The sequence below is a fragment of the Allokutzneria oryzae genome (genome assembly GCF_042429765.1).
Taxonomy (GTDB): Bacteria; Actinomycetota; Actinomycetes; order Mycobacteriales; family Pseudonocardiaceae; genus Allokutzneria; species Allokutzneria oryzae.
The window spans coordinates 19,579-45,487 of record NZ_JBHLZU010000037.1; the positions used below are offsets into that span (position 1 = coordinate 19,579).

Below are 25,909 nucleotides of genomic sequence, written 5' to 3' on the forward strand. Positions count from 1 at the left end.
GGTCAGTTTTCGCGTTGTGTCACCTTGATGCGCAAGAGAGCGCTCCCATTTCGCATCAAGGTGACAAAACGCGAAAGGAGGGGTGGGTGCCGGGCGCCGGGGATGGCGAGGTGGTGTCACCGCTTACAGGACACGGCCTAGCCTCGTCCGTGCCGCCGTGCACGTCAGCGGCGTTGGGGGACAACGGGTTCGCGGATGCGGTTCCCGGCTCGGGTCGCTTCGAAGCCCTGCTCCGCAGGTACAGGGCGCTCACCGCCAGCGCGCTCGCGAAGATCACCAGGTACAGGTTGCCGAGGAAGGCGATCACCAGCTCGGGGGTCCGGGGGTCCAACGGCGTCCCCGGTGGGGGCATCCCGATGCGGACCACCTTCGGGAAGGTCAACGCCGTCAGCCCCACCAGGGCGGCCCAGAGCGGCCACCGGTGGCTCTGGAGCAGAACCTGGTGGGCGGCGAAGACCAGCAACGGCACCAGCCACACCCAGTGGTGCCCCCACGACCACGGGGACACCGCGGCCGAGCACAGGCCGCACAAGGTCACCGCGAGCAGCTCCGCGCCCCGGCGGCTCGCCCACGCCGCGACCGCCAGCCCGGCCGCCGCGACGGCGAGCACGACGACCAGCCACGCCACCTGGGTCGTCGCCGAGTCTCCGAACCAGCGGACCAGCAGCCCGCGCACCGACTGGTTGCCCGGATCGGTCGGATCGGTGAAGACCCTGGCGGGGCTGGCGAACGTGCCGCCGAGCCAGAACGTCGCCGAGTCCGCGGGCAGCAGGACGAACCCGGCCACGACGGTGCCGACGAAAGCGCCGAGAGCCGTTGCCGCGGCCCGGAACCGCCTTGTCACCAGCAGGTAGAGCACGAAGAACAGCGGAGTGAGCTTGATCCCCGCTGCGATCCCGACCCAGATCCCCTTGGCCGGCCCGCGGTCGTCCCGGAGCAGGTCCACCAGGACGACCGCGAGCAGCAGAAGATTCACCTGACCAATGTGGACAGTCGTCTGCACCGGTTCGAGCACCAGTGCCACGCTCGCTGTCATCAGGCCCAGCGCCGTCGTGGTGCTGCGCCGGTCGGTGCCGAGCGCGCGCCACGACGTGCACGCCGCGAAGACCAACAGCGCGCTGTTGCCGAACACGGCCACGGCGTCGCCGACCCCCTCCGGCACCAGTGCCAGCGGGGTGAACAGGATCGCCGCCCACGGTGTGTAGGTGAAGTTGAAGCCCGGCAACAGTTCCCGCTCGTACAACGCCCCGCCGCCGAGCACCGTTCGACCGGCTTCCCGGTAGACGAGGAGGTCGATGTGATCCGTCAACAGGGAGCGGACCACCAGCACCAGTCCGACGGTGCAGACGACAACGACGAAAGCGCGGACGGCATGCGGATTTCTGGTGATCCGGAGGAGCTTTTCCACTGACGTCCCTTGCGTTTCGTCGCCGACCGTGACGGCGGCAGCCGCTGGCCACGGCGTCTTTCCCGTGATCTCCTGCGGGATCCCCGTCGCCGAGGCACTCGCATTCGCCGCGTTCGTCATGGAGTCTGGCGGCGCTCCGGGCTCGTGTCCGCCGGGGCAGCACGAGAATGCGCAGGGGTGCTAGCCGGTGTAGTGGTTCACAACCCGCTTCGAGTGACGACAACGTCGGCGGCGACGGCGCGGGCGGCCGAGTTCCTCTGCGGAGGCCGAATTCGAAGGATGCTCAGATCAGTGGCGGGAAAGGTCGAGACGGAGGACGGTCTCGCCGTTGTCGATCTCGCCGGTGGGCTGAAATCCGAACCGTCGGTAGAACGGTCCCGGTCCACCCTCGCCCGGTTGGTGACTGGTGAGCAGTTCGGTGGCACCGTCCGCGCGCACGAGATCGACGACCTGGTCGAGTGCTTCGCGGCCGAACCCACGGCCTTGGTGGTGCCTGTCGATGAGCAGCCGCCACAGGAAGTACGGCCCGATGATGCCCGGTCGGCCGGGCGGCACGTTCCAGCTGAGCATCACGAAGCCGACCGGCTCGTCCGCTGAGTAGACGGCCCGGTACCAGGGCTCGCCCTCAGGCGTCGACGCGGCCTCCTCCAGTGACCTGGCCACTGATGCGACGAAGCGCTCCTGCGCGGGGTCGACGCGCAGGGCGCACACCGCGTCGCGGTTCTCGTCGGTGATCTCGACCAGGCGCACACGAGGGGACGTCATGCCGTTCACTTCCCGCCTCCGGTTGGCTGCTGTTCAGGCTGGGCGCGCGGACAACTGCTCCAGGACCGGGCGCAGCGCGTCGAACAACGCTGCTGATGTCTCGTCGGGACTCTGCCCTGTCGTGTCGAGAACGATCTGGCCCGTTCCGGATTCTCGCAGTCGTTCGGCTTCGGCGGCCGCTCGAACAGCTACCTGACGCTGAACGGTGGGCGGCGCTCCGCGCAGCTCGTCGCCCGCGAGCAGGGCCGACTCGCCCTCTGCCCGGCGTCGGACGCGGTCCGCCAGTGTCGCGGCGTCGGCATCCAGGCGGACGACCGTGGGCGAGTTCGGGATCACCGATCCCGGATCGCGGGTCACGACAAGCAGCACTCGGGCGCCGGCCTGCTGGTAGCCACGCCACAGCGTCGCGAGATGTGCGGCCTCCACAAGGGAATCCGGTCCTGGGTGGATGAAGCCGAGCTGGTCGACGTCGATGTACGCGGTGGGAACGCCGTCCTGCCAGAGGTTCTGCAGCACGCTCCACGCGGCGGTGGACTTGCCCACAGCGGTGGCGCCGGACACGACGATCACCGGTGCCGGCGGCACCGCGTCATCGGTGGGAGCCGCGGGCAGCGGGTGAACCGGGCCAGTGCGGACGACGCACCACCGCATCAAGGCGTCGACGGTGTCATCCGGGCTCTGCCCGGTCGTGTCCACAAGGGTGCCGAAACCGGAGCGGTCGAGCTCGTCGGCCACGTTGAACAGCTCGTCCACCAGATCGGCTGGCGAACCACGACCGAGGAACCGGCGACGCAACTCCTCCCGATCGCAGTGCAGACGCACGAGGGTGACGTCGACATCAGTCAGTTCGGCCCTGCCCGCGAGGTACGGCTCGATGCCCCGCTGGGGATCCACGACACCGGAGACGATCACCTGCCGCACACCTCGGCACCGCAGTGTGGCGATCACCCGGATCAGGTTGTCCGCCTTGATCCCGTGGCTCGCCGCGCCGCCCCCTGGAGGGGGGCCGATCAGGCCGAGCTGATCGATGTCGACGTAGGCGACGCTTCCGCCCTGCCCGGCGATGCGCGAGTACAGGCCCCAGCCGGTGGTCGATTTCCCCGCGCCGGGTGCCCCAGTCACCCAGAGCACGGGCGTCTTGTCGCTCCCCACGCCCATGACCCTAGGAACCAGGACAAGCGAGTTTCGCGGGACAATCGTGGCGCGAGCCGGTCCGGTGTGCCCTCGCGACGGGATGAAACTGAGGTCAGGTGACGATGACGGGCGCTGCTGTCCCGCCACGGCGGCTCAGGCCGGAGGACTGGGCGCTGCTCAACTACGAAAAGCGGGGTCGCCACACCTCGCTGGAGTTCGGCATCGCCTGTCGGTTCACCACCACCGCGCTGTCCGCATCGGCCCTGCGCGCGCTGGTGGCCGCACGCCTGCCGGAGGTTCCCGATCTCACGTTCGTCCTCGACCAACCGGGACACCGCTGGCGCAGTCCACAATGGAGGACCACGGACCCGGACCTGACCTGGCACGTCCGCGATGTGCCGTTGTATCGGGTCAACGGTGTCGCGAGTGTTGCCCGAACGCTGGAACGAGCCGCGAACACGGTGCTCCCGCGTGATCGGCCGCTGTGGGAAATGCTGGTGCTGGAACCTCTCGACGGCAGTCAGTGGGTGGCGCTGCGGGTCAACCACGCGCTCTTCGACGCGGTGTCGGTCATCGAGGTCTTGCGCAGGCTCTTCGGTGACCGCGTCACCGCCGCGTCCATCACGTGCTCGCCGGAGCAGCCGATGCCGCTCGGCCGGAGGCTGCGTGAGACCGCGAGGCTCGGCTGGGCGTTGCCACGGATGGCACGCCGGATGGTCCCGTTGACCGGGCCTGCGTTCACCGCCTCTGGGCTCACCGGTCAGCGGCGGATGGCCTGGGCCCACCTCGACGACGACCGCCTGCGCGCCGCTGCCGCGCGACATGGGGTCACCTCGAACGAGGCGTTCCTGTCAGCCCTCGCCGGAGCGCTGCGCGAGTGGCCGCACACCCCGTGGCGACGGGGTATCCGTCCTGTGTGGACGTTCGTGCCGTGCGACCTGCGCGATGGTGCCGATCCGGTCGAGCTCGGCAACAACATCGGCGCGCTGCGCATCCGGCTTCCGTGTGACGAGCCTGATCCGGTGCGCCGACTCCACGTGGTCGCCGCGGCGAGCAGCGCGGAGAAGGCTCGGAGCATGCCTGTCATGCGGATCGCCCGGGCGGTCCTGCCTGGCTGGTTGATCCGCGTCATGTTCGCGATTTCCCTGTCGCGACAGCAGGTCGACATCATCGCCAGCCACGTCGTCCAGCGCGGTGCCGGCATGACCTGTGCCGGGGGCACGATGCCCGAGATGATGGCGTTGGGCCACCTGCCCCGGCACCGTCCCCTCGGCGCCCTCCTGGTCCGGCACTCCGGCAAGCTCGTTCTGCAGGTGACCGCGGATGCGGGCATCGCCGACCCCGGCACGTTGTGTCGACTGTGGGCAGAGAAGGTGGATGAGCTCGCGGCGCTGCCGCCGCAGGGTGACGTGATTCCCCCGAGGCCGTCCGCGCCCCGCATTCCCCTTTCCTGAAAATGAACCTTTCTAGGTAAATTCGCAATCGAAAGCAACCCGGGTTCGAGGAATGGCGTAGAAGAGGCGAGCCACCACTCCGATGGCTCCACTTGGTGCCATTCCGGCAGAACTTGGGGGTGCGATGTGTATGCGCACAAGACTGTGGTGACCGTGGCGTCGCTGGCCGCGGCAGGACTGCTACTGGCGATGCCGACCGTTTCCCACGCGCAGAACGCGGTCCAGCACAATCCGTTGACCAGCGCGGCGACATCAGAACAGCCGAGGGTTCCCTTCGCCGGCCAGCCGTCCGGGACGGGCTCTCAGATGCCGAACACCGAGACGGGCCAACCCGGCCTGGAGCCTCAGCCTCAGCCGGAGGCGAGGGGCGTGGCCCCGTGCCCGAACCGCAAGGCCAGGGCGTGCGTCGACCTGTCGTCCAACAGGACCTGGTTGCTCCGCGACGGCAAGGTGGTCTACGGCCCGGTGCCGATCACCCACGGCCGCGAGGGTTTTCGCACGCCGGTCGGAACCTTCAGGGTGCAGTTCAAGAGCAAGTACCACAGGAGCAGCCTCTTCAACTTCGCGCCGATGCCGAACGCGGTGTTCTTCCACCGTGGTGTCGCCTTCCACCAGGGCAATCTGCGCAACCTGTCGCACGGCTGCATCCGGCTGTCGGCGGCGGCTTCGCAGATGTACTTCGCCACCCTCAAGATCGGTGACGTGGTTCAGGTCGTTCGCTGAGCACCACAAGGCAACGGGGCGTCTCCCGCGAGGCGCCCCTCCGTCATGTCGGCCCACAGAGCTGGAGCGGCAGGAAAACAACAGCTCCTCGATTTCGCCACCACGATCGACGACCAGTGCGGCACCTCGTTCAACCGCGGCATCCAGTGACGAGCAGAGAAGCAGATGACGTACTACATAGTTGAGCCGGAAGTCGCTGGCGACTTCGGCGACAACACCGTCTTCGACCGCACGGTCCAACCGGCCGCGGTCGCCCGCTTCGAGTTCCGCTTCGCCAACTGGCTGGGCGATGCCATCCTGGAATGCGCACCCTGCTTCATCGTCACCGAGACATTGGCGGACGCCATCACCGACACCGGCCTCACCGGGGCGGTGTTCGACGAGGTGCGGATCAGCCTGTCATCGGAAGGCGAGGAGCTGATCGAGGAGCCACTTCCCGCCTGGAAGTGGCTTCGCTTCACCGGCGATCCCTACCGCGACGACCTCGGTATCGACTTGAGCAAGCTGGTCGTGTCGGAGCGAGCACTGGAGCTGCTGCGTGAGCACGGGCTGGACCACGCCGATGTGGAGGAAAGCGCCCTGTGAGCGGCTCTGCCGGGTACAGCCACGCCGGACGACCGCGCCACCGCGTGGAAGGCTTCCTTCGGCTCACAGCGCGGATCGCCGGGGATGACCTTCACGACACCGACCCCTGCCAGGTCCAGATCCTCGGTCGAAGAACCACCAGCGCATCAGCACCTGGAGCCGGACGAACTCGCGCGGCCCGGCAGCATTCCGCGCAACCGCAACGAGAACTCGCAGCCCACGATGAGCGTGCCCCGCCCGGGGTACTCGGCGCGCAGCCGCTCCGCCCCGGCCACGGCGCGCGAGGTTGGCCAGCACCTCGGCGTGCGGCCGGTCGGCGAGGTTCGGCTGCACCCAGACGTCGAGCCCGGCCTCCAGCGCCGCCATGGCCGCGGTGAGCTGGCGATCGAGGTCGGCACCGTCGAGCACCACGGTGCCGCAGCGCAGCCCCTCCCGGATCACCCGCATGTCCTCCCCGGCGCGCTCGGGCGGGATGTCGTCGACGCGGTAGGTGATCCCTTTGACGGCCAACACCATGGTCCCCGTCGTGGCAGAGCTCCTGGGCCCAGCCGCACCACTCGCCGGGCGGTGGGTGTTCCCGTGCGGTGGTCAGCCGAGCCAGCGGCCGTCGCGCAGGAGGTCGCGTCCCGGCAGCTCGTTCGCTTCACACCAGGCCTGGATGCGCCGCGGCCGGTGACCGAGGCGCGCGGCGTCGAGACGAGGAACGCGGTCCCGTCCCAGAGGTACGAGAGCGGGATGAGGTGGACGCCGCCAGGGGAGCCCGACGTCGCGACCCAGAGATCGACGTCGCTCTCCAGTTTCGCGCGGGTGTCCCGCAGTGTGGATTCTCAAGATCGATTTCGTTCGATCTCGCTGTGAGCTGTGCAGATGGCGGATCCTCACCCGTTGTGCGCTGCCTGGTTCTCATCGGCCTTTCCTGACCACGTAGCGCGCGCACCGGCCATCGCCCGGGCTCAGATCACCAAGCTCCCGGTCGCGAGATCGTCGGATGGGGTTGACCGCAATGATCATGCTCCTTACTTTGTCGTCCTCATGGGCTTCTGGGGAACGCTTGTGGTGTGTCAGTCGCCTAAGCCGGTGGCCGAGCTGATATCAGCCGGTAAGCGTGCCGACGTCGAGTCCATCGATGACTCGCGATGGCCCGATCCATGGCGTGGCTGGCGGGTGTGGGACGGACTGCCCGACGGAACCTGCGACGCGCTCGCCGAGACCGGGTCCGTCCTCAACGCCGAGATCTACGACAGCGACGGCGCGCGACTCACGGCGGTCAGCCACCCCTCGGGACGCTGGATGACCTACCTCAACTTCGAGCGCGTGCTCAGCCACCTGGTCCTGCCGCCCGCACCGTTTGACGCGGACGGCAACGAGCTGACCGGAAACGCGCTCGACGAACAAAACGCCGCCTACCGAAGCGAGGTGGCGCAGGTTCGGCAACGCCTCCTGGCGACGGTCCCCATGGGCCTGGCCGCAGCTCAACGGGCTTCGGCATGGGCGTACGAGTCGGGCTTGACCCCGGCTGCGGTCGATGAGCTCCAACTGGTCTTCGACGGCACCGAACCGTTCGCAGAGGAGCTGTTCTACCGACTCCTGGACCGCCTCGGTATGCCGCAGGCCAGCTAAGGCGTGGTCCCGGTGCCCATCCACGTCATGACTCGATCGACCCCATCGTGCATGCCGGTCGATCCGGCGATTCTCACTGACCTCGCGCAAGCGCGAGGTACGCGCAGCCTCTCTTCACGTTCACGCGGCGGCGCGCCTGTCGTGCTTCCTCCGGTCATTCGTGCGGGCTCCGTCGGTCATCGGTTGTTCACCGCGCCACGGTCGCCGCGGCCTCCCATGCGAACCCGTCCGGGTCGGTGAAAGCCCCGGCATCGCCACCGATCACGAGCCGGTGCGATCCGGTGCCGTCGGGCGAGACGCCGACGTCCTTGGCAAGAGCGCGGCGCCGGTACAGCGCCAGCTTGACGGGACTCGACCCAGTGGCGAACTCGACGTACATGCGGCCGAAGCTCTTCGCCACGACAAGACCCTGGTCGACGTAGAACCGCTTGCTCGCGGCCACGTCCGCGACTCCCAGCAGGAGCACGATCTCGTCGATCCGTCGGGTGGCGGCGCCGGTGTCCTTCTTCGCCGAGGTCGCGATCTTCCAGATCGTCCCGTCCGGGGCTTGTACGACACCGCCGTAGCCCCAGAACGACTTCACGGCAGGCTTCAGCGGCGTGGCGCCGGCGTCGAGGGCGGTGTCGATGAGGCTGTTGACGGTGGCGGGCTGGGACACCGTGAGCGCCAGCGTGAACCCACGGAAGCCGCTTGTGGGCGCATCCGAGGCCCGCAGGCGGATCTGAGTGTCCAACCCGAAGGCAGCGGTGTAGAAGCGGTCGGCGGCCGTGGGGTCGGCCACGTCGAGGGTGACGGATTCGATGGATGCCATGGCCAGCACGCTATGTGCGGCTCGGCGACCGGAGCTTCTTGATTCCTGACCGGTCTTGCCACACGGCCACATCCGGGTCTCTGCGTTCACCCACACCTCCCGGCCTTGCAGGCGCCAGGCTGACCAGCTGAAACGCCAAAGTGGCACCACTATGGCTTGCCATGGCGCCATTCATGGGCCATAGTGGTGCCATGGACTTGAGCTCGTATGTCGAGAACCTCGGGCGGGAGCTCGCGGGACTCGTCGAGGTCGGCGGGCACGACGCCGAGGCGCTGGCCGATCGGATAACCGTGTCGCTGCGGTCGGCGATCCGGCTCACGCTGCTGGAGGTGCTGTCGGAGGCCGCGGACGAGATCACCCGGGACCTGGCGCCGGGATCGGTCGAGCTGCGGATGCGCGGGCGTGACCCGAACTTCGTGGTGACGCCACCGCCACTGGACGAACCGCTCGACAGTGCGCAGGGCCCGGACGTCGAACCCGAGGACTTCGGGGCCGAGGACGCCGCGACGGCGCGGATCAACTTCCGTCTCCCCGAGCAGCTCAAGGCCGCGATCGAGGAAGCCGCCGCCAGGGAAGGGCGCTCGGTCAACGCGTGGCTGGTCCGGAGCACCTCCGCCGCGTTGCGGCAACCGGGCCGCGACCACCGCGCCGACCCGATCGGCAAGCGAGGCGCGCAGCGCTACACCGGCTGGGGGCGCTAGCCCGCACCGGTCGTTCGCTTTCACTCGTCCCCCTGTCCGCGGGGACGTTCACCGAACCACGTAGGGGGATTTGTCATGCCCATTTTCGATACGCCGCAACCGATTTCCGTCACGATCGAGCTCAGCGTCGGGGAGGTGCTGATCACCGCCGGCGACCGGGCCGACACCGTGGTGGAGGTGCGCCCGACCGACAAGGACGACGCCTCCGACGTGAAGGCCGCGCAGCAGACCCGGGTCGACTACGCCGACGGCAGGCTGCTGGTCACCGGGCCGAAGGCGCGGATGCTCGACTTCTCCAAGAAGAGCCGGTCGGTCGCCGTCTCGATCGAGCTGCCCCGTGGTTCGCGCGTGGACAGCGAAGGGGCGATGGTCGACATCCGCAGCGGGGGCGAGCTCGGCGAGTGCAGGATCAAGACCTCCGCCGGGCACGTCCGGCTGGACCGGACCGGGCCGTTGCGCCTGGACACCGGGGCAGGGCACGTCTCCGTCGACCGGAGCGCGGGCAAGACCGAGATCACCACGGGGACCGGGAAGATCCAGATCGGCGAGATCGGTGGCCCCGGGGTCGTCAAGAGCTCCAACGGCAGCATCGAGATCGGCACGGCCACCGGTGAGCTGCAGGTGCGCGCGGCCAACGGCGACGTCACCGTCGACCACGCCGTCGGTGACCGGGTCGACGCCACGTCGTCCAACGGCGCCGTCAAGGTGGGCGACGTGGTCAGGGGGACGGTCGTGCTCAAGACCGGCATGGGGGACTTGGAGGTCGGCATCAGGGAAGGCACCGCCGCCCGGCTGGATCTGAGCACCGGGCACGGTCGGGTGCGCAACGCCCTGGAGGAAGTCCCGTCCCGGCCGGGAGAGGCGGCCGAGACCGCCGAGGTGCGCGCCCACGCCGCCTACGGCGACATCACCATCAGCCGCTCCTGACCCGAAAGGGCCCGGCTACCGCTCCGCCTGGGCGAGCGCCAGGTGGAAGGTCGCCGGGCATGGGGAGAGGACCGCGGTGGCGGATGCCATCACTCACCAGTTGCCCATCCGCCGGGCATCAAGCCCCGCGTGCCGGGCCGGAAACACCGCTCCGTGAACAGTCCCGGTCCTCGTCTCGCGCGTGGAAGTAGGCGCTGATGGAGGGTTCGATCTCCTTGTGGCCGTGTTGCGACCAGCGCAGCGTCCGCTCTTGTTCGTTGATGAGGTGGACGTCGGGGTCGAGGGTTTTGAGGAGTGCGTGCCGGTTGAAGTAGTCGCGGGCGGCTGGTGGGCCGTGCTGCAGAACCTCGATCTGGGCGTCGGCTTCGGCAGGTTCGACGTCTGCGACCCAGCGGCGCATCTGGCGTCGCCAGTGCAGGAACCTGGAGTACAGCTGCGGTGACCAGTCCCTTTCCAGCGTTGTGCGGGTTGAGAGGATCTCAGGTTGAGCGGGGATGGGGAGGTGCCCCACGGCGCCCAGGGTGAACACCGAATCTCCCCCTCCGACCAGCCCGAGGTCGAACAGACCGGGGCCGTCGGTGAACAGCGACCGGTGTGCGCCCCAGCAGAATCCGGGTGCGAACCCGGTACCGGCACCAGGGGTGAAGCTCAGCGTGCCGGCGTAGGTCTTGGCGGATGGGCCCGAGGATGTCCGGTAGCGGGAGATGCGGAAGCACTGGATGAGCGGGGCTTGGGCGAAGGCGTGTGTCACCGCGGCCGCCCAGTCGGCTTCTACCAACACGTCGCTGTCAGACCACACGATGTGGCTGTAGCGGGGCGGTAGGCAGCGGGCCGCCAGGTTGATGAGCCGTTCCTTGTGCCACATGAACGCGCACGCCTCGTCCCAAAAGGCGATCTTGACACCTGGCGGGCGCGGTGTGCCGGCTCCGGCCAGGTACACGTCATCGGCCAGACCCGCCCGGCGGAACGCCTCGATCGAGCGGGCGAGCTTGAGAGGGTGCGAGCGGTAGCCGACGGGGTTGAAGTAGGGGATGACGATCGCGACAGTGCCCATGCGGACCCTTCCTCGCCAGCGGGTAGCACCCGAAGTGATCTGTGGGGTGGAGCGAGCCGACCGGGGGTGGGACGGCTGGCAGGTCACAGCCGGACTTCGGTGACGCTTTCCACGGCGCTGACGAACTCGGCCAGCTCGGCGGTGTTCTCGGCAGTGATCGTCCGCGCCCGGGCCAGCGCGTACTGGGACGCCGCCTCGTAGCGGTCCGGGGCATCAAGGGCAGCGAGGGTCGCCGCCCAGGCATCGAGGTCGTCGCGGTCGGCGAACAAGCCACCGGGCCCCAGCGCCTCCCGCAACCCGGGGGTGGGATGGGCGATGACCGGGATGCCGGAGACCATGGCCTCGACCGCGACGAGGCCGTACGACTCGTGCAGGCTGGGCATCAACACCACGCGGGTCCGGCTCCACACCTCGCGCATGGCTGGGCTGTTCGGGTGGATGCGCACGTTGGGCCGGTCGGTGCGGATGTCCTGCCTGCCGTATCCGCCGATGACCCCCAGAAAGACTCGGCTGGGAAACCGGTCGACCAGCGCGTAGAACACCTCCACCCCCTTGTCAGGGATCAGGTTCACCAATGTCGTCGCGTTCCCCGGCCGAGTCCGGTGCTCATCGGCGTCGACCGGAGGATGAACCACCAGCGACCGGCCGGGATGGTCGGCGAACGTCTCGGCGATCCAGCGGGTGTTGAAGACGCTGAGCGACGCCGGGAGCCTCAGTGCCGCGCGAGAGTTGTCGTCGTCCTTGTGAATGAGCTGAACCCAGGGAATCCCGTACTGGGCACGCAGCCAAGCGGCTCGCGCGATCTCGTCGTACTGGGTGAGGATCACATCCGGAGACAGCTGGACGATCCGGTCATCAGCGTCACGCTCACTGACCTGGTGCACCGGGATGCCGTCGAGGTGGTACCCGTGCCGGCTCAGATGCCAGGTGATGACCACCTGGACCTCGTGCCCCGCTCCTACCAGCGCCCGGGCCAGCCGATGCATCGTGACCTCAGAACCGGCGTTGTACTTGGGGACGTACCGGTTGACCAGCACAACAACCCGCAACAGAGCCTCACCTTCGTCCCCAGCCGCCCGTTCATCGAGGGTGCACAGGGGCATGTATCCACTGTGGACAGGAAAGCGATCACCACCGCTGAGTTCGGTTGCTGCTCTCTCAGTTCGGGGACCTCGGGCGTACCCTCCGGCAAGTTCCCCGGCCGACGCCTCGGCCACCGTCTGCTCGCTGGTCGACGGGCTTGACGGACCGATGGCTGGTGCTGCAAGGCTAGGTCGGGGCGGTCCAGGCGTGGTCCAGCCCAGGTTCACGGGCGGATGGTGTTCCAAGACCTGCCGGTATCAGGCCGGGACCGTCACTGAATCGCTGACGCCGCCCGCTCGTTGCCTTGCACCCTGCGCCCGGTCGATGTCGGTGACGAGGCCCTGGCCGAGCTGGATGTGCTGGTCGGCTTCGACGACGACCTCGCCGGTGAGGCCACCCGGAGCAGCCACCCGGCTGTGCTGGAGATCCTGTCCCGCTGCGGCGGGCCTGCTGGCATCACCAAGGCAGTTCGCCGCAAGCTCGTCGCGGCGATCATGACGGCACTGGAGGAGAAAACCGTGCTCCAGCAACGCAAACAAGTCGCAATCGAGGTTGAGGGGAAGCTCGATGCGCACCTTCTTGCCGGGGCCTGACCTCCATGCCCGGCATCGGGGTCAGGACCGCCGCCCGCATCCTGCTGGAAATCGGCGACGCCTCCAGCTTCGCCTCCTCCGTTCTCCAGCAGCGCGGAGGCTCGTCACCGCACACCCGAAACAGCTCCTCCGCCAAGCTGTGCAGACATTCGGCACGCGCGAATTCCTCCATCTCCACCAGCACCAAGCCGTGTCGCATCAAAGCCATCGCCTCGCGGCGGCCGTCGCCGAGTTCCTGGAAGACCGCCTGGGCTCGCGGTCTGCCGCGGACGTCCGGTTGCCGTACTTTGCTGCCGTACAGCAACCAGCCACACCCGACACCGTCAGCTTGGGAAGGTGGCCGGGCGCGAAAACATCAGCGGCGGCACGCGCCGCACGGGATATGACACACTGCGCGCCCTAGCTACCCGACCTTGCCTATACGGCAGGGCCTTATCGAATTCAATCCCCCGAATCGGAGAAAACGCTCCGGCCTGCGCCGAACAGTGAATCCGATTTCATGCGCTTCTCTGAATAATGTCGTTACGGGGTCGAGGCGGCCTTGATAGCTCTGTGAGAGGAAGTCATGCGCATCATGCGAGTCTCCCTGGTTGTCGGCGCCGTGGTCGCCGCCGTCGCCACCGGTGGAACGGCGGTCGCCGCGAGCGCGGCGGCCAAGAGCCCGTGCTACGTCGTGGCCAAGCGGTCCACCCCCGTCTACGACTTCGGCGCTTCGGCGCAGGCCGGCACGCTCAAGAAGGGCCAGAAGCATGGCTCCGCGTGCAGCCCCGTGTCCCTCGACGGCACGAACGTGGTGTTCCTCAACCGCAGGTTGTACGTGATGAAGGCCGACGTCTCCATCAAAAAGGCCGGGGGCTGAGTGAGCGTGCTTCCCCAATTGTTGGTGCCTTCCCTGCCGCGAACCCGTCGGGATGATCAGGGTGAGGCGAGTCGGAGGGTGACCGTGATTGACCGCTGTTGACCTGGGCCAACAGCATGCGGGTTCGAGTGACCGCCCGTCTCGGTAGCGCAGGGACCCGGACCGCGGGTCCGCCAGGGCCGAGGACCGGAAGCCCTGCGCAGTCGCGCACAGGTCCGCGTAGGGACTGCACCACGTCGAATCGTCACCACGAGCTCGTCTTCGGCCTGTGCTCCTGGAGGCTTCTGCGTGCTCGGGGCCGGTGGTTGCTCTCCCCGATCGCGTGGGCACAGCCCGCTGGCCGGGTCGGCAAAGAACGGGGCCCTGAGCGGCCCTCGCTGTGGACGGATCACCACGGCGGTGCTCCAGGACGCCACCGGTTGGGACGACGTGGTGATGAAGCTCGGGTTCGAGCGCCTTCGGCGACACGATCTCCGGCACACCGGCCTGACGTGGATGGCGGACGCTGGGTGCCGGTGCACCACCTACGCAAGATCGCTGGGCTGGTTGGACGAGCGAACGCTCATGTGAGGTTTGTGATCCGCCTCTGGTGACCGCGATGGGCTTATCTACGCACCGGCTCCCGCGACTGGCGCACAGGAACGCTGACGGGCGCGAGCGGGCCGGCTGGTCCCGGCAGGCGGATCCGGGTCGAGCGTGGCCGTGCCGCCGCGCCGCGGCCGGAGGCGTGGATCTCGACCTCGCGCTCCACCAGGTGGCCGTGTCCAGCGTCCAGGCCGAGCCATCGTCCGCTGGTGCAGCGCAGTGCCACATCAGCGGATGGCCATGGCCCCAGCGGGAGCAGTACCGCGCCGCGCTGCCGTGCCCGCGCGGTCAAGGTCCGTGTCGTCGTGGTGCCGAGTTTGCCGGTGCTGGCGAACGCGACCACGTCAACACCGTCGACCAGGGCTCTGCTACGACCGCCTTCCGCGCCCCCGGAGGCTGCTGACCGGAAGGGTGAGCAGCCTGGCACGTAGCTGCTCGGCGTCCGGTGAGTCGATCGTGTCGAGTGCGGTCAGCGCTCCGGACCAGGCGTGGTGAGCCGCGTCCACCTCGCCGGCGGCCAGTTGTGCCTCACCGAGGTGGGTCAGTGCCTCAGCGAGGTTGATCTGGTCGCCGAGCTCCCGGTTGATGGTGGCTGCTCGCTGGTAGCAGTCGACCGCTTCGGCGTGGTGTCCGAGGTGCTGGTGGGCGTAGCCAAGGCTGTCCAGTGCGTTGGCCTCGTACGATCGCGCGCCCAGTTCCACGTGCACCTCCAGCGCCTGCCCGCAGAACGCCAGCGTCTGTTCGTAGTCACCGAGCAGGGCGTGGCACCAGCCGATCCCGTTGAGCGCCACGGACCGGCCGACGCGGTCGTCGATTGCCGAACTCAGCTCGAGTGCTGTCATCGCATGCGCGAGAGCTTCCGCGGGTTTGCCCTCAAGCAGCAACGTCTCAGTGAAGTTGAGGTGGATGTGGGCTTGGCCTGCGGTGTCCGCGAGCTCTTCCAACACTTCGAGTGCGGCGCTCAGGTGGGTGTAGGTGTCCTGGTACGCGCCGAGGCGCGAGCAGGCACGGGCCAGGCCCCGGCGCGCGTGCGCCTGTGCTTGCAGGTCGCCCAGTTGGTCGGCCGCGGTCAGTGCGGTCCGCTGCACTTCGGCCTGCTCGCTCCAGTGGCCGCTGCGGTCGAGGAAATCCGACAGCGCCCAGGCCAACCGCCAAGCATGTGCCAGGTGTCCCTGGGCGAGGGCCTGCCGTGCGGCCGCGACGACCGTGGCGTGCTCCTGGGTGAACCAGGTGAGCGCTTGACCGAGATCGGCCAGTTCGGTGCGGGTGGTTCCGGGCTGGGACGCGGGCAGCTCGATCGGCCTGCGCTGCGGATAGAACAGCAACGCCGCCAGGTAGGCGGTGTGGAGGTAGTGGTCCCGCAGCCGCAGCACCGCGGCGGTTCGCTCGTCCGCACTGTCGATTGTGGACGTTTGCTGGGCCGCGTAGTCGCGGAGCAGGTCGTGGAAGGTGTACCGGCCGGTGAGGTTCTCGGTGATCAGGTGCGCGCCGGTCAGCTCGGTCAGCAGCTGCCTGGCGGTCGCCGTCGGGAGACCGGTCAGGCTGGCGACGCCGGCCAAGCCGAACTCGGCACCCCAGTGCAGGCCCAGCAGGCGGAACGCGCGGGCGGCGCCTGGGCTGAGGGCCTGGTACGACCAGGAGAACACCGAACGCACATCGGTGCTGGGTTCCGTGCCCGCCAGCCCGTCCAGGTTGCCGTCGGCCTCGCGCAACTCCGCGACCAGTGCGCTCAGCGGGAACGTGGGCCTGGTGGCGGCGCGCGCGGCCACCACCGCCAAGGCCAGCGGCAGGCGGGCGCAGTGATCGATGATCGCGGCCACCGCGTCCGCCTCGGCCGCCGTCCGCGTCCGGCCGAGCCGTCCCGCCAGCAACTGTTCCGCCTCGGTCGCACTGAGCAGATCCAGCGAGAGCGGGTGAGCGTTGTGGGTGGCCATCAGGCTCGTGAGTTGGTTTCGACTGGTGACCACCACCAGGCACCCGGCGGTGCCGGGCAGCAGCGGGCGCACCTGGTCGGCGTCCCGGGCGTTGTCCAGCATGACGAGCATGCGCCGGCCTGCCACCAGGCTGCGGTACAGGCCCACCTGGGCATCAACGTCCGCCGGAATGCGCTGCGGAGGCACGCCGAGCGCGTCGAGGAAGCCGCGGACCGCTTCGGCGGGCTCCACCATCGCACCGCTGGCGTCGAAGCCGCGGAGGTTGACGTAGAGCTGTCCGTCGGTGAAGTGGTCCGCCACCCGGTGCGCCCAGTGCACTGCCAACGCGGTCTTCCCGACGCCTGCGGTGCCCGAGACCGCGGAGATGACCACCGCGGACTGCTCCCGCCCAGCGGTGTGCAGCATCGAGTCGAGCCGCCCCAGTTCGGTGGCGCGGCCGACGAAACCGACGACATCGGACGGCAGTTGACGGGGGACCGGGCTCGCTGACTGCTCGGACGCGCCCGTTGCCGCGGACAGCAGTTCGTTCTGCTCGTTTGGTTGCAGGTCGAGTGCGGTGACCAGTTGCCGGACCGAGGCCAGTTGCGGGTTGGGACGTTTGCCGGACTCGATACCGCGGATGGTCCTGACCGAGACGCCTGACCGCTCGGCCAGCTCCTCCTGGGTGAGTCCAGCTCGTCGCCGGTGGTACCGCAGGACATCGGCCAGTTGTTCCCCCATGGGTGATTAATACCAGCCCGAGCCGGTCACAGGTGGCCGGTCGGTGACCTGGCCGACCGGCTGGCCAGGCGCCACGATCTTCCTCGTGGGATCACCGTTTCGTTCACGGGCCTGAGGGGCGCGGTGTGAGCGGGTGATGTGGGCCAGGCTCCGCTCCCAACGTCGGGCAGTGCCAGGAACCCCTGCTGCGGCGGGGTGGTGCATGAGCTGGAGTCGACCGTCGTTCATGACCTGGTTGCGGCAATCAGGAACAAGAAGATTGTTGTCGCGACTCGCCGTGGTTGGCCGGAGATTCAACATGTCAAAGAGAGGTGCAAGGGCATTGTCTATTGCAGTCAGTAGGCGGGCGGGGGCGCTGATGGCAGCTGTCGCCGCCGGAGCGATGTTCATCGCACCCGGCTCGGCGCTCGCCGCTTCACCAGAAGCGCCTCAGCTGGGCGCCGGTGTCAATTGTCACCCCGTACCAGCGGCACCGGCGGGATACCGCTGGTCCGGTGGTTGCTGGAGTGGTCCACAGGGTTCCGGCGCGGGTGAGTCCTGCGCGAGAACCGGGAACTTCGGGCAGACCGAAGGGCAATGGACTGCTTGGAGATGCCTCGGCACACTCCGCGCCGACAATCTCTTCTACTACCACCTGTACGTCATCTAGCAGTGAATTCTCAAGGCATCACGCGATAGATAGAGGATTACCGTGAAGAAGAGTGTGGCACGAATCCTGGTTGCGCTGGTCACGATGGTCAGCGCAACTGTTCTCTCCACTTCCTTCGCGTCGGCAGAAGCTGCCCCCTTGCCCGATGCGACGGGATGCAACCACGGCGCATGCATCACAGTGAAGGGAGGGCCGGGCAACTATCAGGTGTTCGGCTTTCTCGAAACGAACACCAGCAGATATGGCCACTTCCACATCTGGGGTCCAAACCTGGACTACAACAGTCCTGATCGAACCTGGATCGGCGGCCCAGGCTCCGGTACGCCAATCCAGTACGGCTACGGGGCAGGCCAAGTGTGCGTTGAGTTTTGGCAGTACGTCAACGGCACCTACGTTTCGCGGGGTCTTCCCTGCAAAGACGTGAGTTAGACGAGTAATCTGTAACCAGCGGTTGTCGCAGTCGCAGGCGTTGTGGCCCTCCCGTGCGGAAGGGTCACAACGCCGCAGACGACTATGGCGAACGACGGCAACGCGCTCAGAACCGGCTGCATCCCTTGCCGCAACAGAATCAGCAGGACCTGAGGGCCTACCAACACCGAGTCCTCGCCGACAGCGACGGCGCGTTGGTCTCGCAGGCACCTAGTGGCGGCATCTACCTTGGCCGAGTTGCGCTTCGACGCGAGATGGACGGCACCGCTGCGAGAAAGCTTCTCCTCGGGCTGGGTTGTCGGGGGCAGGCTCACGCTGCTGCCAGTGCTGCGACCCCGCCGATCAGCAGCGCGACGAGTTTCGCGGTCTCCAAGGCGATGTAGGCGTGGTGGGCGTGGGATCGTGGCGCGTCATCGCCGGCGAGGACCGCGTTCGTCCGTCGTGTGAGGCGCGGCCGGACGAACACGAGCTGCGCAGTCAGCGCGGCGGCGGCCAGCCCGAGTGGAACGAGCGTGACCAGCGCGGGCGGATCGAGGACCAGCGCTAGCACCAGTACCACGACCAGTGCCGCCTCGACCGAGTTGAGGGCCTTGAACACCAGCCGGCCGATGCCCAGTCCGATAGGCACCGTCACGCCGGGTGCGCGGAACTTCAACGGTGCCTCGATGAACGAGATGCCCACGACCAAGCCGACCCACATGAACGTGACCGCGATCGTTGCTGTAGCCGCAATGCTCACGCGGCTGTCTCCTTTTTTGTCAGGTGTACCAGGCACAGGTCCGGTCGGACGAAGGGCTCCAGGCGCTCAACCCCGAAGTCCGACTCCAGTGCGTCGAGTGCGCCCTGCATCAACCCGAGATGGACCGGACACACCACGTCCCTCGCGGAGGCGGCCAGCTCCAGGAAGGGGCAGTGCCGCAAACTGATCTCAGAGGCCCCGGTCCGTTCGGGCGCGAAGCCGAGCTCGCCGAGCACCTCGGTCAGGCGAGATACGGGATCGGTCGCGGGGACGTCGGTCCGGTCCGGCTCGACGAGCCGGCCGCCCCACTGCCGACCTGCCCGCTGTGCGCGTTCCGCCGGGTCCGGGGTATCGGCGAGACCGAGGGTCAACACCTCGGCCAGGACTCGGTAGTGCCGCGGACCGGCCGGGTCCATGGCTGCCACCGCTCTCACTCGAACCGCCGGTCGCCCCGGGCCCCGGGGCGGTGTGCGGACCTGCTCGACCTGTCCTCGCTCGGTCAGGCCGTCGAGGTGGAAGCGAACTGTGTTCGGGTGGACCATCAGTTGCTCGGCGACCTCGGCCACGGTCATCTCGCGCGCACTGTTGCGGAGCACGGCGAGAATCCTCGCCCGCGTCGTGGACGCCTCGGCGTCTGGGTATGTCATCGAATCACCTGGTCTTGACGGTGCTGGTTGTGGTGGTGGCTCGGACTCGATCAACCAGCACGACGAGCGACGCCACGTAGGCCACCCGGGCCCGACAGGCGGGCAGACGGGCTGTGGGGAGCGGGCCGAGGGATCGGTCGCCGACGGCAGGCGTGCGCACCGGCCGTTGGAGTGCGCTGCGGAGAGCGCCGACGAGAACGACGAGGAGCACGGCACCGCCGACATCGACGAGATACCGTGCCGCAGCGAGGGTTCCCACGACCACCGCTACGTTCCCGCTGTTCCAGCCGGCGACCTGTATCCAGACGTTGCCGCCGCAAGGGTGGCGGTCAAACCATGAGGGCGCTCGACCCATCGCGTACTGAGCGACGCCACACACCAGCACCAGGTAGGCGGCGAGCCAACTTCCGTGCCGAAGCTCCAGAGGCCCGGTCACGGCGGCGACGAGTCCACCCAGCAGTACATGGCTGGCGCCGAGCGCGACGAGCCAGTCCGAGGGGCTTGTCCTTCGTTCCATGGCGGCGTCGACCGCCGCGTGCGGGTGGCGCGTCATCCTCAGGGGACCTTGGCGATCGTCAGAAGGGCCACCGAGTCCTCCAAGGCCACTAGCCTGTGCCGCCTCTGCGGGATGACCACGTGCCCGTCCGGGCCGAGCTCCCACTCGTCCTCGCCTGCCGACAGCCGCACCCGACCGATGAGAACGTGCAGGAACGCCTCGCCGGGGTTCTCGTGTTCAGACAGCTGGCGCTCGGCTGCAAGCGCCAACAGCACCTGGGACAGCAGGCCACGCGGTGAGGCGCGGAAGACATGCGTGGCCCGGCCGCTCGGTTCGGCAGAGGCACGCGCCAGCAGTTCACCGGCGAGGGACCTGAGATCGGTGCTGTTCACCGGCGCGGGCATCAGCGGCCTCCCCGCAGCGCAGGCGCCACTACGCGCTCGGTCGGCAGATCATCCTCGTAGATGCGGTCCACCGGGCACTCGTCCACGCACGCCCGGTCCTTGACGTCGACTCCGGGCAAGCCGATCACGTAGGTCACGGCTAGAGTTTATACAAGTCCTTGTTGTAATAAATAGGCGTTGCAACAAATGGGTGACCAAGGAGCGAGACGTGTCCACGACGCAGTCCACCGACCAGCCAACCCGCGTCCTCGACGTCAGACCGATGCGGAAACCGGACAAACACCCGGCGATCTTCGCCGCCTACCGGGCTTTGGCGGTGGGTGAGTCGTTCACCCTCCTCAACGACCACGACCCCAGGCACCTGCGCGAGGAGTTCGAGGTCGACCATCCCGGAAGTTACGGGTGGGAGTACGTCAGCCGGGAGTCGCGGGCGTGGCGCATCAAGATCACCAAACGCGCGAGCACCCCGCTGCCCCGTGTGCTGGTCAACACCCGCGACCTGCCCGAGGAAACCGCTGCTGCGGGCGCGGTCTGGAAGCTGGAGACCCGCGAACGAGACCTCGACGCCAACATCATCGCGCTTCCCCCCGGCGGCACCATCGGCACCCACACCGGACCCGATCTCGACGTGCTCGTCCACGTCCTCGGCGGCGACGGCGTCCTGGTCACCGAGCTGGGCGATCAGCCGCTGTCGGTCGGGGCCTTGGTGTTCTTGCCGCGTCGGTCACTCCGCGGCTTCGAGGCAGGGCCCAGCGGGCTCCGGTACCTGACAGTGCATCACAAGCGCAAAGCCCTCGTCCTGGAGGCGCCGTCCGCGTCCGGTCGCAACTAGACCGTGTCCTGCCCGTCCTCCCAGCCACCTCGCCCCGACACCCCAGCGACGAGTCGGCCTGGCCCGGTTTCCGTTTCGTTCTCATAGTGGGGAAAGAGAACGCCCAGACTGGGACCATCACGTTGGGTGTACTCAGCTGCGCGGTCAACAACGTCGGAGGTGGCGACGCAGCCGACACCGTTCTCGGCAACGCTGGCGCCGCTCCCGAATACGGCTGGCGCAGATTGTTTGATCCCAATGTTTTCGCGCCGATCGAGGTCACCCGTGCCGCACGGCCCGGGCTTGAAGTCCGTGCTGGGCAAGGAAGCGGATGCTCAGCGATCAACATCGCCACCATCGCAACCTCGAACCCAGCGCTGCCAGCCCCGCTCCTGCAGCGGGGCGAAAGCCGCCCTGATCAACTGGGGCAAGGCGCTGGCCCGCTGAAGCGCCCCAACCGGAATCCGTGGCAACACAGTCTTCCCAGGACCCGCAGAGACCGACATCTGGACCCGAGCTCACTCTCTTGGCAGCGCGCTCGTCAGGGAAACAGGCCTCGACCACGCGCTGTTCCTGGACAACGCTCCCGCCATGCTGGGCATCCCAACCGGCCGCTTCGTCCGTCCCCGGGAAGTTGCCGCAGCTGCTGCCTTCCTCGTCCCGGCCAGAGATGCTCAAAGCGGAGGATGCGTACGCGGACACCGGTTACGTCCTGGTGGACGAACTCGGGCTTCCGCAACGGCCCGACTGGCTGCGTCGGCGGGTTCAGGGAGTAATGGATTCCGCAAGATTGCGTCGGGTCCGTCTCTACGACTGCCGTCACGCTTGCCTTATCTACCTTGCCTCCTGCGGCGTCCCGGACTGGATTCTGGCGGCCTGGGCGGGCCACGCCGAAGGCGGGGAACTGGCGAAGCGCACCTGCAAGTCGCCGCAGACGCGGTCGACGGGCTTTTCACGGACGAGGGGGCAGCCGCGCCCTTGCTGTGAACTTGTTCTCGATCTTGGTTGAGGGTCATGCGGCAGCCCACCTTCGTGGGTTCATCGATCACCACGTGTGGTGGGGATGCCAAGGTCCACGGCCGTATGCTGCCCGTGGCCCCGACCGAGCTGGCGGAGCTTCTCCTCGGCACCAACCTGGCTGGCCTGGAGACCTTCGACCTCGCCGAGCCAGCCGTCCGTCTCGGCTTCGGCGACTCGGGCGATCAAGTTGTCGCGGATCTCGGCAAGCCGTGCCCATTGGGACGGGTCAGGTCGCAGGAGCGAGCATCTGACACAAGCTTCTCTGGCCTAAAGCCTGCACACCCAACCGAGGTCGACTGTGTGTTGCCTCCACGGTTGGAAGAACACGCTGTCGGCGGCATGACAGTGCGTTCAGTGTCCTGGACGTGGGGAGCGTTCATCCACTCCCTCTCGCGCGTCGGACGCGCGTTGAGTAGCTGCAAGCCTTTGGCTTCATCAAAAACAGGAGTGGTCCGCATTCCCGGCGGTGGGCATTCACCGGCGGCATCGGCAAACCGAGTACGGTCTGGTGATCGATTCGATACCGTCGGTGTATGGCCTCCCGACGTCGCCGCAAACGCCGCGCCGCTGCCTCGAGAACGCCACGGACCCGGCAGGCACCACAGAGGTCCGAACGCCCCGAGCACCGGAGGTTGTGGACCTGGGTGAGCATTGCGCTGATCCCGCTGCTGCTCGGCGGGGCGATCGCGCTGTACTCGGCCAGGCTCGCGCTGGACCAGGCGGGCGAGCAGGAGGCCCGCGCACAGTCCGGCGCGAACAGCGCGAAGGATGCGCACCTGGGCCGCTTTCCCGCAGTCCTGGCTCGTGTGCGCCCACCACAGTACTTTCGGCCCTATGAGTGGGTCTTCCCTCAGGCCCTGAGCGAGGTAAGCGTCGCGAAGCTGGCTGGGCCGTCCAAGCAGTGGTGGGTGACGGAGGGCGAGAAGCTGCCGCGGGACCGGGTGAATGCCATCTGGGCGGAACTCGAGGCGCGCAAGCGCGAACTTGGTGGCGTGCTCTGCACCCAGACTGCCGTCGGCCAGCAGGTGAAGTCGGCCACCAAGCACCTGGTCTCGCTGGTCGGGAACCGACGGGGGAAGGTCCGGGTGGTCGACATCCGGGCCCGGGTGCTGGAGACGTCGCCGCGCATGAACGGCACGCTCCTGGAGTATCCCAGCCAGGGCATGGAGGGCATCGAGAAGGTCAGCATCGATTTGGACGACCCGTCCGGTCAGCTCACCGCCACCACGGCCGATGGCGCCATCCGCCCGTTGCTGGACACGAAAGCCATCGCCCTTGACGAGGGGGAGGAGGTCGGGTTGGAGATCACCGCGGGGGCGGGTGCCCGCTCCTACCGGTGGGAGTTGGAGCTGACCATCGACCACGACATCACCACACGCGAGACTGTCCGGATCCGAGCCGACGGCACAACCGACGGCCCAGCCTTCCACACCCCCGCATGGGGCTACCACGACACCTTCGCCGGCGGTGTCTACGAGCAGGACTACTACACCTACGCTCTCATCCGGAAACGGTGACGCCCTCCGGCAGCAGCCACAACGCGCCAACCGGCGCGCGAGTCGCAGCACCGAACGAACCGATGCACGGTACCCGGTCCGGAGCCGCGAGCGCTGGCCCCTCTAGCCAGCAGCCCCATCCCACTTCGGACAGGCGGTGTAGTAGAGGCGGATGATCGTCTCATCACGCAACTGGGCGAATTCCTTGCCCTTGCACGTCTTGAGGACACGGCTCGTGTCGTCGTCGCGGATGACGGGGATGAGCTTCTTCGGGGGCCTGGGCTGACGGATGCGTTCCATGGGGGAGCGGTCGATCTCCTGCTCGTCGAGCATCAGCCACTTGAAGAACTGCTGGAGCCCCATGTGCTGTTCAGCGCGGTGGCGGCGGAACGCGTCTCGATCATCCACGCCTGGAACGCCTCGACGTGGGCCTTGGTGACCTCGCTGGGCTCCTCGGCGGCGGTGTCGGCGTCCGGATCGGGGGAGTGCTCGGCCAGGCAGCGAGCGAGCTGGGCGGCGGCGAGCAGGTAGTCAGCGGGTGGTCTCGGGGTAGTTCGCCGAGCGCAGGCTGCGGTCTCAGTCCCGCAGGAAGCCCGCCCCAGATGTGGGCTGGGCCGGCGGTGAGCTTGTCAAGATCGAGAAGCGGCATCGGAAGGCTGGCGAGCCAAGGGGCAACGAGCGGCGTGCTCGCCCTCGAAGTCCGTGCCAAGATCAAAAAAAGAAGGCTCTTCACAGGTTCTGACCTGCGAAGAGCCTTCCGACCGTCGGGATGACAGGATTTGAACCTGTGACCCCTTGACCCCCAGTCGTGGAGGGTCGTAGCGGCGTGCTCCGGTCGGTTTTTCGAGGTCAGCTTCCAGCGTAAGCGGCCGAGTAAAGGAGTGTGCGCTGTCACTCGGGTGCGCCTACCGAACGTCCACTATGGATGATGTCCACCGGCCCGATCAAAGAGCCGCATTCGTGATCGCCGTGCTCGCTCTGGTCACCTCGGTGGCGTCGCTCGTTTGAAACAGGGCGTCGTGGGTCATGATGGGCGGACGCGTGATGTCGGTGCGACACCGGAACGGGAAATCAGATCAAATTTGTTCTTACTCGCTTGAGTGTCAGAACTCGATGATGTCCACGCCCAGGTTGGAGATGCCGCCGCCGGCCGGCAGTTCGAGCCTCGACGGCTGGTCGCGGTCGGCGGGGATGCCGTACTCCGTGTTGCACTGGACCCGGCAGTAGGTGACCGAGACCCGGTACAGCTTGTAGGTCGAGCACGTCGCCTCGGCGTAGGTGGAGCCGTCGTGCCATCCCGTGCACCCCGGCGGGGGCGACTGGATCGACATCTCGCTGGCGACGGCTGTGCCCGGTGCGCTCACGACTCCGACCGCGATCGCGGCGACGGCCAGCAGACGCGTGAATCCACGCATGGTTCTTCCTCCCGATGAATGCCGAATCCGACTGATTCTGGCAGAAAGGGCACTTGTTGCGCTGTGCGTGAAATCGCTCGGTACTTGTCCTCGGGTGTGGTTGCAGCTGACATGCCCTCGCCTGGACTGGGGAGGTCGTCGTGGGTTTTTCTGCTGTCGTTGGCGCTGGGGGAGTGGAGTCGAGACCGCTCGGCGACTCGCGGAGTCCGGCGAGGACGTCCGGCTCGTCATGCTCAGCGGCTCCGGGCCGGTGCATCCCGGCATCGAGCGGATCAGGGCCGATGCCGCTCCTTGCCCTTGCACGTCTTGAGGACGCGGCTGGTGTCGTCGTCGGGGATGACCGGGATGAGCTTCTTCGGCGGCCTGGGCTGACGGACCCGTTCCATGGGGGAGCGGTCGATCTCCTCCTCGTCGAGCATCAGCCACTTGAAGAACTGCTGCAGTCCTTTGTGCTTGTTCAGCGCGGTGGCCGCCGACCGGGTCTCGATCATCCACGCCTGGAAGGACTCGACATGGGCCTTGGTGATCTCGGTCGGGTCCTCGGCGTCGGCGTCCGGATCGGGGGAGTGCTCGGCCAGAAAGCGGGCGAGCTGGACGGCGGCGAGCAGGTAGTTGTAGCGGGTGGTCTCCGGGTAGTTCGCCGAGCGCAGGCTGCGATCCCAGTCCCGCAGGAAACCCACCCAGATGTGGGACACGTCGGCGGTGAGCGTGTCAAGATCGAGAAGCGGCATCGGAAGGCTGGCGAGTCAAGTGGTCTACGAGCGGAGTGCTCGACCTCGAAGTCCGTGCCAAGATCAAAAAAGAAGGCCCTTCACAGGTTCTGACCTGCGAAGAGCCTTCCGACCGT

The 25,909-nt window shown here is 67.7% G+C and carries 27 protein-coding genes and 2 pseudogenes; 12 read left to right on the forward strand and 17 right to left on the reverse strand.

Features of this window, described 5'->3' with window-relative positions:
• Positions 1-55 precede the first annotated feature (55 nt).
• The 3 genes from ACFFQA_RS37310 to ACFFQA_RS37320 form a co-directional block, all read right to left on the reverse strand.
• Positions 56-1,408 carry a glycosyltransferase 87 family protein gene (locus tag ACFFQA_RS37310; RefSeq protein ID WP_377862537.1) on the reverse strand — a complete coding sequence of 451 codons (1,353 nt, stop codon included), beginning with the start codon at positions 1,406-1,408 and terminating at the stop codon, positions 56-58.
• A 288-nt stretch (positions 1,409-1,696) separates the two neighbouring features.
• Complete coding sequence (locus tag ACFFQA_RS37315; RefSeq protein ID WP_377862538.1) at positions 1,697-2,173, reverse strand: GNAT family N-acetyltransferase; 477 nt, start codon at positions 2,171-2,173, stop codon at positions 1,697-1,699.
• Between the two features lie 33 nt (positions 2,174-2,206).
• Complete coding sequence (locus ACFFQA_RS37320) at positions 2,207-3,325, reverse strand: hypothetical protein (protein ID WP_377862539.1); 1,119 nt, start codon at positions 3,323-3,325, stop codon at positions 2,207-2,209.
• A 104-nt stretch (positions 3,326-3,429) separates the two neighbouring features.
• Between ACFFQA_RS37320 and ACFFQA_RS37325 the strand changes: the two genes are divergently transcribed.
• From ACFFQA_RS37325 to ACFFQA_RS37335, 3 genes are all read left to right on the forward strand, one after another.
• Positions 3,430-4,761 carry a wax ester/triacylglycerol synthase domain-containing protein gene (locus tag ACFFQA_RS37325; protein WP_377862540.1) on the forward strand — a complete coding sequence of 444 codons (1,332 nt, stop codon included), beginning with the start codon at positions 3,430-3,432 and terminating at the stop codon, positions 4,759-4,761.
• Between the two features lie 147 nt (positions 4,762-4,908).
• Positions 4,909-5,484, forward strand: a complete 576-nt coding sequence (locus ACFFQA_RS37330) for a L,D-transpeptidase (protein WP_377862541.1) — start codon at positions 4,909-4,911, stop codon at positions 5,482-5,484.
• 165 nt (positions 5,485-5,649) lie between these two features.
• On the forward strand, positions 5,650-6,069 hold the full coding sequence (locus ACFFQA_RS37335) for a hypothetical protein (protein ID WP_377862542.1): 420 nt from the start codon (positions 5,650-5,652) through the stop codon (positions 6,067-6,069).
• Positions 6,070-6,132: 63 nt separating this feature from the next.
• Here ACFFQA_RS37335 and ACFFQA_RS37340 read toward each other — a convergent pair whose 3' ends face one another.
• Positions 6,133-6,585, reverse strand: a complete 453-nt coding sequence (locus tag ACFFQA_RS37340; protein ID WP_377862543.1) for a hypothetical protein — start codon at positions 6,583-6,585, stop codon at positions 6,133-6,135.
• Positions 6,586-7,146: 561 nt separating this feature from the next.
• Here ACFFQA_RS37340 and ACFFQA_RS37345 point away from each other — a divergent pair.
• Positions 7,147-7,689: a hypothetical protein gene (locus ACFFQA_RS37345; RefSeq protein WP_377862544.1), complete on the forward strand. Its 543-nt coding sequence runs from the start codon at positions 7,147-7,149 to the stop codon at positions 7,687-7,689.
• A 187-nt stretch (positions 7,690-7,876) separates the two neighbouring features.
• Here the strand turns inward: ACFFQA_RS37345 and ACFFQA_RS37350 are convergent, their stop codons facing one another.
• Complete coding sequence (locus ACFFQA_RS37350; protein WP_377862545.1) at positions 7,877-8,500, reverse strand: glyoxalase; 624 nt, start codon at positions 8,498-8,500, stop codon at positions 7,877-7,879.
• 191 nt (positions 8,501-8,691) lie between these two features.
• Between ACFFQA_RS37350 and ACFFQA_RS37355 the strand changes: the two genes are divergently transcribed.
• Together ACFFQA_RS37355 and ACFFQA_RS37360 are read left to right on the forward strand one after the other, a co-directional pair.
• Positions 8,692-9,201 carry an Arc family DNA-binding protein gene (locus tag ACFFQA_RS37355; protein WP_377862546.1) on the forward strand — a complete coding sequence of 170 codons (510 nt, stop codon included), beginning with the start codon at positions 8,692-8,694 and terminating at the stop codon, positions 9,199-9,201.
• Positions 9,202-9,276: 75 nt separating this feature from the next.
• The gene (locus tag ACFFQA_RS37360; RefSeq protein WP_377862547.1) at positions 9,277-10,128 is read left to right on the forward strand and encodes a DUF4097 family beta strand repeat-containing protein; all 852 of its coding nucleotides are present in this window, start codon (positions 9,277-9,279) and stop codon (positions 10,126-10,128) included.
• Positions 10,129-10,246: 118 nt separating this feature from the next.
• On the opposite strand, the gene ACFFQA_RS37365 is transcribed toward ACFFQA_RS37360, so the two are convergent.
• Together ACFFQA_RS37365 and ACFFQA_RS37370 are read right to left on the reverse strand one after the other, a co-directional pair.
• Entirely contained in the window at positions 10,247-11,182 is a 936-nt protein-coding gene (locus ACFFQA_RS37365; protein ID WP_377862548.1) for a hypothetical protein, read from the reverse strand.
• Positions 11,183-11,265: 83 nt separating this feature from the next.
• Entirely contained in the window at positions 11,266-12,231 is a 966-nt protein-coding gene (locus tag ACFFQA_RS37370; protein ID WP_377862549.1) for a glycosyltransferase family 4 protein, read from the reverse strand.
• Positions 12,232-12,543: 312 nt separating this feature from the next.
• Between ACFFQA_RS37370 and ACFFQA_RS37375 the strand changes: the two are divergent.
• A pseudogene (locus ACFFQA_RS37375) lies at positions 12,544-13,025 on the forward strand (transposase); the annotation flags it as partial.
• Positions 13,026-13,423: 398 nt separating this feature from the next.
• Positions 13,424-13,717: a hypothetical protein gene (locus ACFFQA_RS37380; RefSeq protein WP_377862550.1), complete on the forward strand. Its 294-nt coding sequence runs from the start codon at positions 13,424-13,426 to the stop codon at positions 13,715-13,717.
• A 604-nt stretch (positions 13,718-14,321) separates the two neighbouring features.
• On the opposite strand, the gene imuA' is transcribed toward ACFFQA_RS37380, so the two are convergent.
• Positions 14,322-14,729 (reverse strand): DnaE2-dependent mutagenesis accessory factor ImuA', encoded by a 408-nt coding sequence (gene imuA', locus ACFFQA_RS37385; protein WP_512699671.1) that lies wholly within the window; start codon positions 14,727-14,729, stop codon positions 14,322-14,324.
• Positions 14,671-16,956 carry an ATP-binding protein gene (locus ACFFQA_RS37390; protein ID WP_377862552.1) on the reverse strand — a complete coding sequence of 762 codons (2,286 nt, stop codon included), beginning with the start codon at positions 16,954-16,956 and terminating at the stop codon, positions 14,671-14,673. Before ACFFQA_RS37390 ends, imuA' begins: the two co-directional genes overlap by 59 nt.
• 691 nt (positions 16,957-17,647) lie before the next feature.
• On the opposite strand from ACFFQA_RS37390, the gene ACFFQA_RS37395 reads away from it, so the two are divergent.
• The gene (locus ACFFQA_RS37395) at positions 17,648-18,034 is read left to right on the forward strand and encodes a hypothetical protein (RefSeq protein WP_377862553.1); all 387 of its coding nucleotides are present in this window, start codon (positions 17,648-17,650) and stop codon (positions 18,032-18,034) included.
• 310 nt (positions 18,035-18,344) lie between these two features.
• Here ACFFQA_RS37395 and ACFFQA_RS37400 read toward each other — a convergent pair whose 3' ends face one another.
• The 5 genes and pseudogenes from ACFFQA_RS37400 to ACFFQA_RS37420 form a co-directional block, all read right to left on the reverse strand.
• Complete coding sequence (locus tag ACFFQA_RS37400; protein WP_377862554.1) at positions 18,345-18,773, reverse strand: hypothetical protein; 429 nt, start codon at positions 18,771-18,773, stop codon at positions 18,345-18,347.
• Positions 18,770-19,420 (reverse strand): helix-turn-helix transcriptional regulator, encoded by a 651-nt coding sequence (locus tag ACFFQA_RS37405; protein ID WP_377862555.1) that lies wholly within the window; start codon positions 19,418-19,420, stop codon positions 18,770-18,772. Before ACFFQA_RS37405 ends, ACFFQA_RS37400 begins: the two co-directional genes overlap by 4 nt.
• 4 nt (positions 19,421-19,424) lie before the next feature.
• Complete coding sequence (locus ACFFQA_RS37410) at positions 19,425-19,973, reverse strand: hypothetical protein (RefSeq protein ID WP_377862556.1); 549 nt, start codon at positions 19,971-19,973, stop codon at positions 19,425-19,427.
• Positions 19,974-19,975: 2 nt separating this feature from the next.
• A complete protein-coding gene (locus tag ACFFQA_RS37415) occupies positions 19,976-20,320 on the reverse strand; it encodes a cupin domain-containing protein (RefSeq protein WP_377862557.1) in 345 nt (114 codons plus the stop codon).
• Between the two features lie 47 nt (positions 20,321-20,367).
• Positions 20,368-20,457: pseudogene (locus ACFFQA_RS37420) on the reverse strand (ferredoxin family protein); the annotation flags it as partial.
• A gap of 71 nt (positions 20,458-20,528) precedes the next feature.
• On the opposite strand from ACFFQA_RS37420, the gene ACFFQA_RS37425 reads away from it, so the two are divergent.
• Together ACFFQA_RS37425 and ACFFQA_RS37430 are read left to right on the forward strand one after the other, a co-directional pair.
• Positions 20,529-21,152: a DUF2249 domain-containing protein gene (locus ACFFQA_RS37425; RefSeq protein ID WP_377862558.1), complete on the forward strand. Its 624-nt coding sequence runs from the start codon at positions 20,529-20,531 to the stop codon at positions 21,150-21,152.
• Positions 21,153-22,795: 1,643 nt separating this feature from the next.
• Positions 22,796-23,668: a hypothetical protein gene (locus ACFFQA_RS37430; protein ID WP_377862559.1), complete on the forward strand. Its 873-nt coding sequence runs from the start codon at positions 22,796-22,798 to the stop codon at positions 23,666-23,668.
• A gap of 102 nt (positions 23,669-23,770) precedes the next feature.
• Here the strand turns inward: ACFFQA_RS37430 and ACFFQA_RS37435 are convergent, their stop codons facing one another.
• Positions 23,771-24,010, reverse strand: coding sequence for a site-specific integrase (locus tag ACFFQA_RS37435; RefSeq protein WP_377862560.1), 240 nt, complete (start codon positions 24,008-24,010; stop codon positions 23,771-23,773).
• On the opposite strand from ACFFQA_RS37435, the gene ACFFQA_RS37440 reads away from it, so the two are divergent.
• Positions 24,011-24,178, forward strand: a complete 168-nt coding sequence (locus tag ACFFQA_RS37440) for a hypothetical protein (protein WP_377862561.1) — start codon at positions 24,011-24,013, stop codon at positions 24,176-24,178.
• 572 nt (positions 24,179-24,750) lie between these two features.
• Here the strand turns inward: ACFFQA_RS37440 and ACFFQA_RS37445 are convergent.
• Together ACFFQA_RS37445 and ACFFQA_RS37450 are read right to left on the reverse strand one after the other, a co-directional pair.
• A complete protein-coding gene (locus ACFFQA_RS37445; protein ID WP_377862562.1) occupies positions 24,751-25,062 on the reverse strand; it encodes a hypothetical protein in 312 nt (103 codons plus the stop codon).
• A gap of 272 nt (positions 25,063-25,334) precedes the next feature.
• Positions 25,335-25,793: a phage integrase N-terminal SAM-like domain-containing protein gene (locus tag ACFFQA_RS37450; protein ID WP_377862563.1), complete on the reverse strand. Its 459-nt coding sequence runs from the start codon at positions 25,791-25,793 to the stop codon at positions 25,335-25,337.
• Between the last annotated feature and the right edge of the window lie 116 nt (positions 25,794-25,909).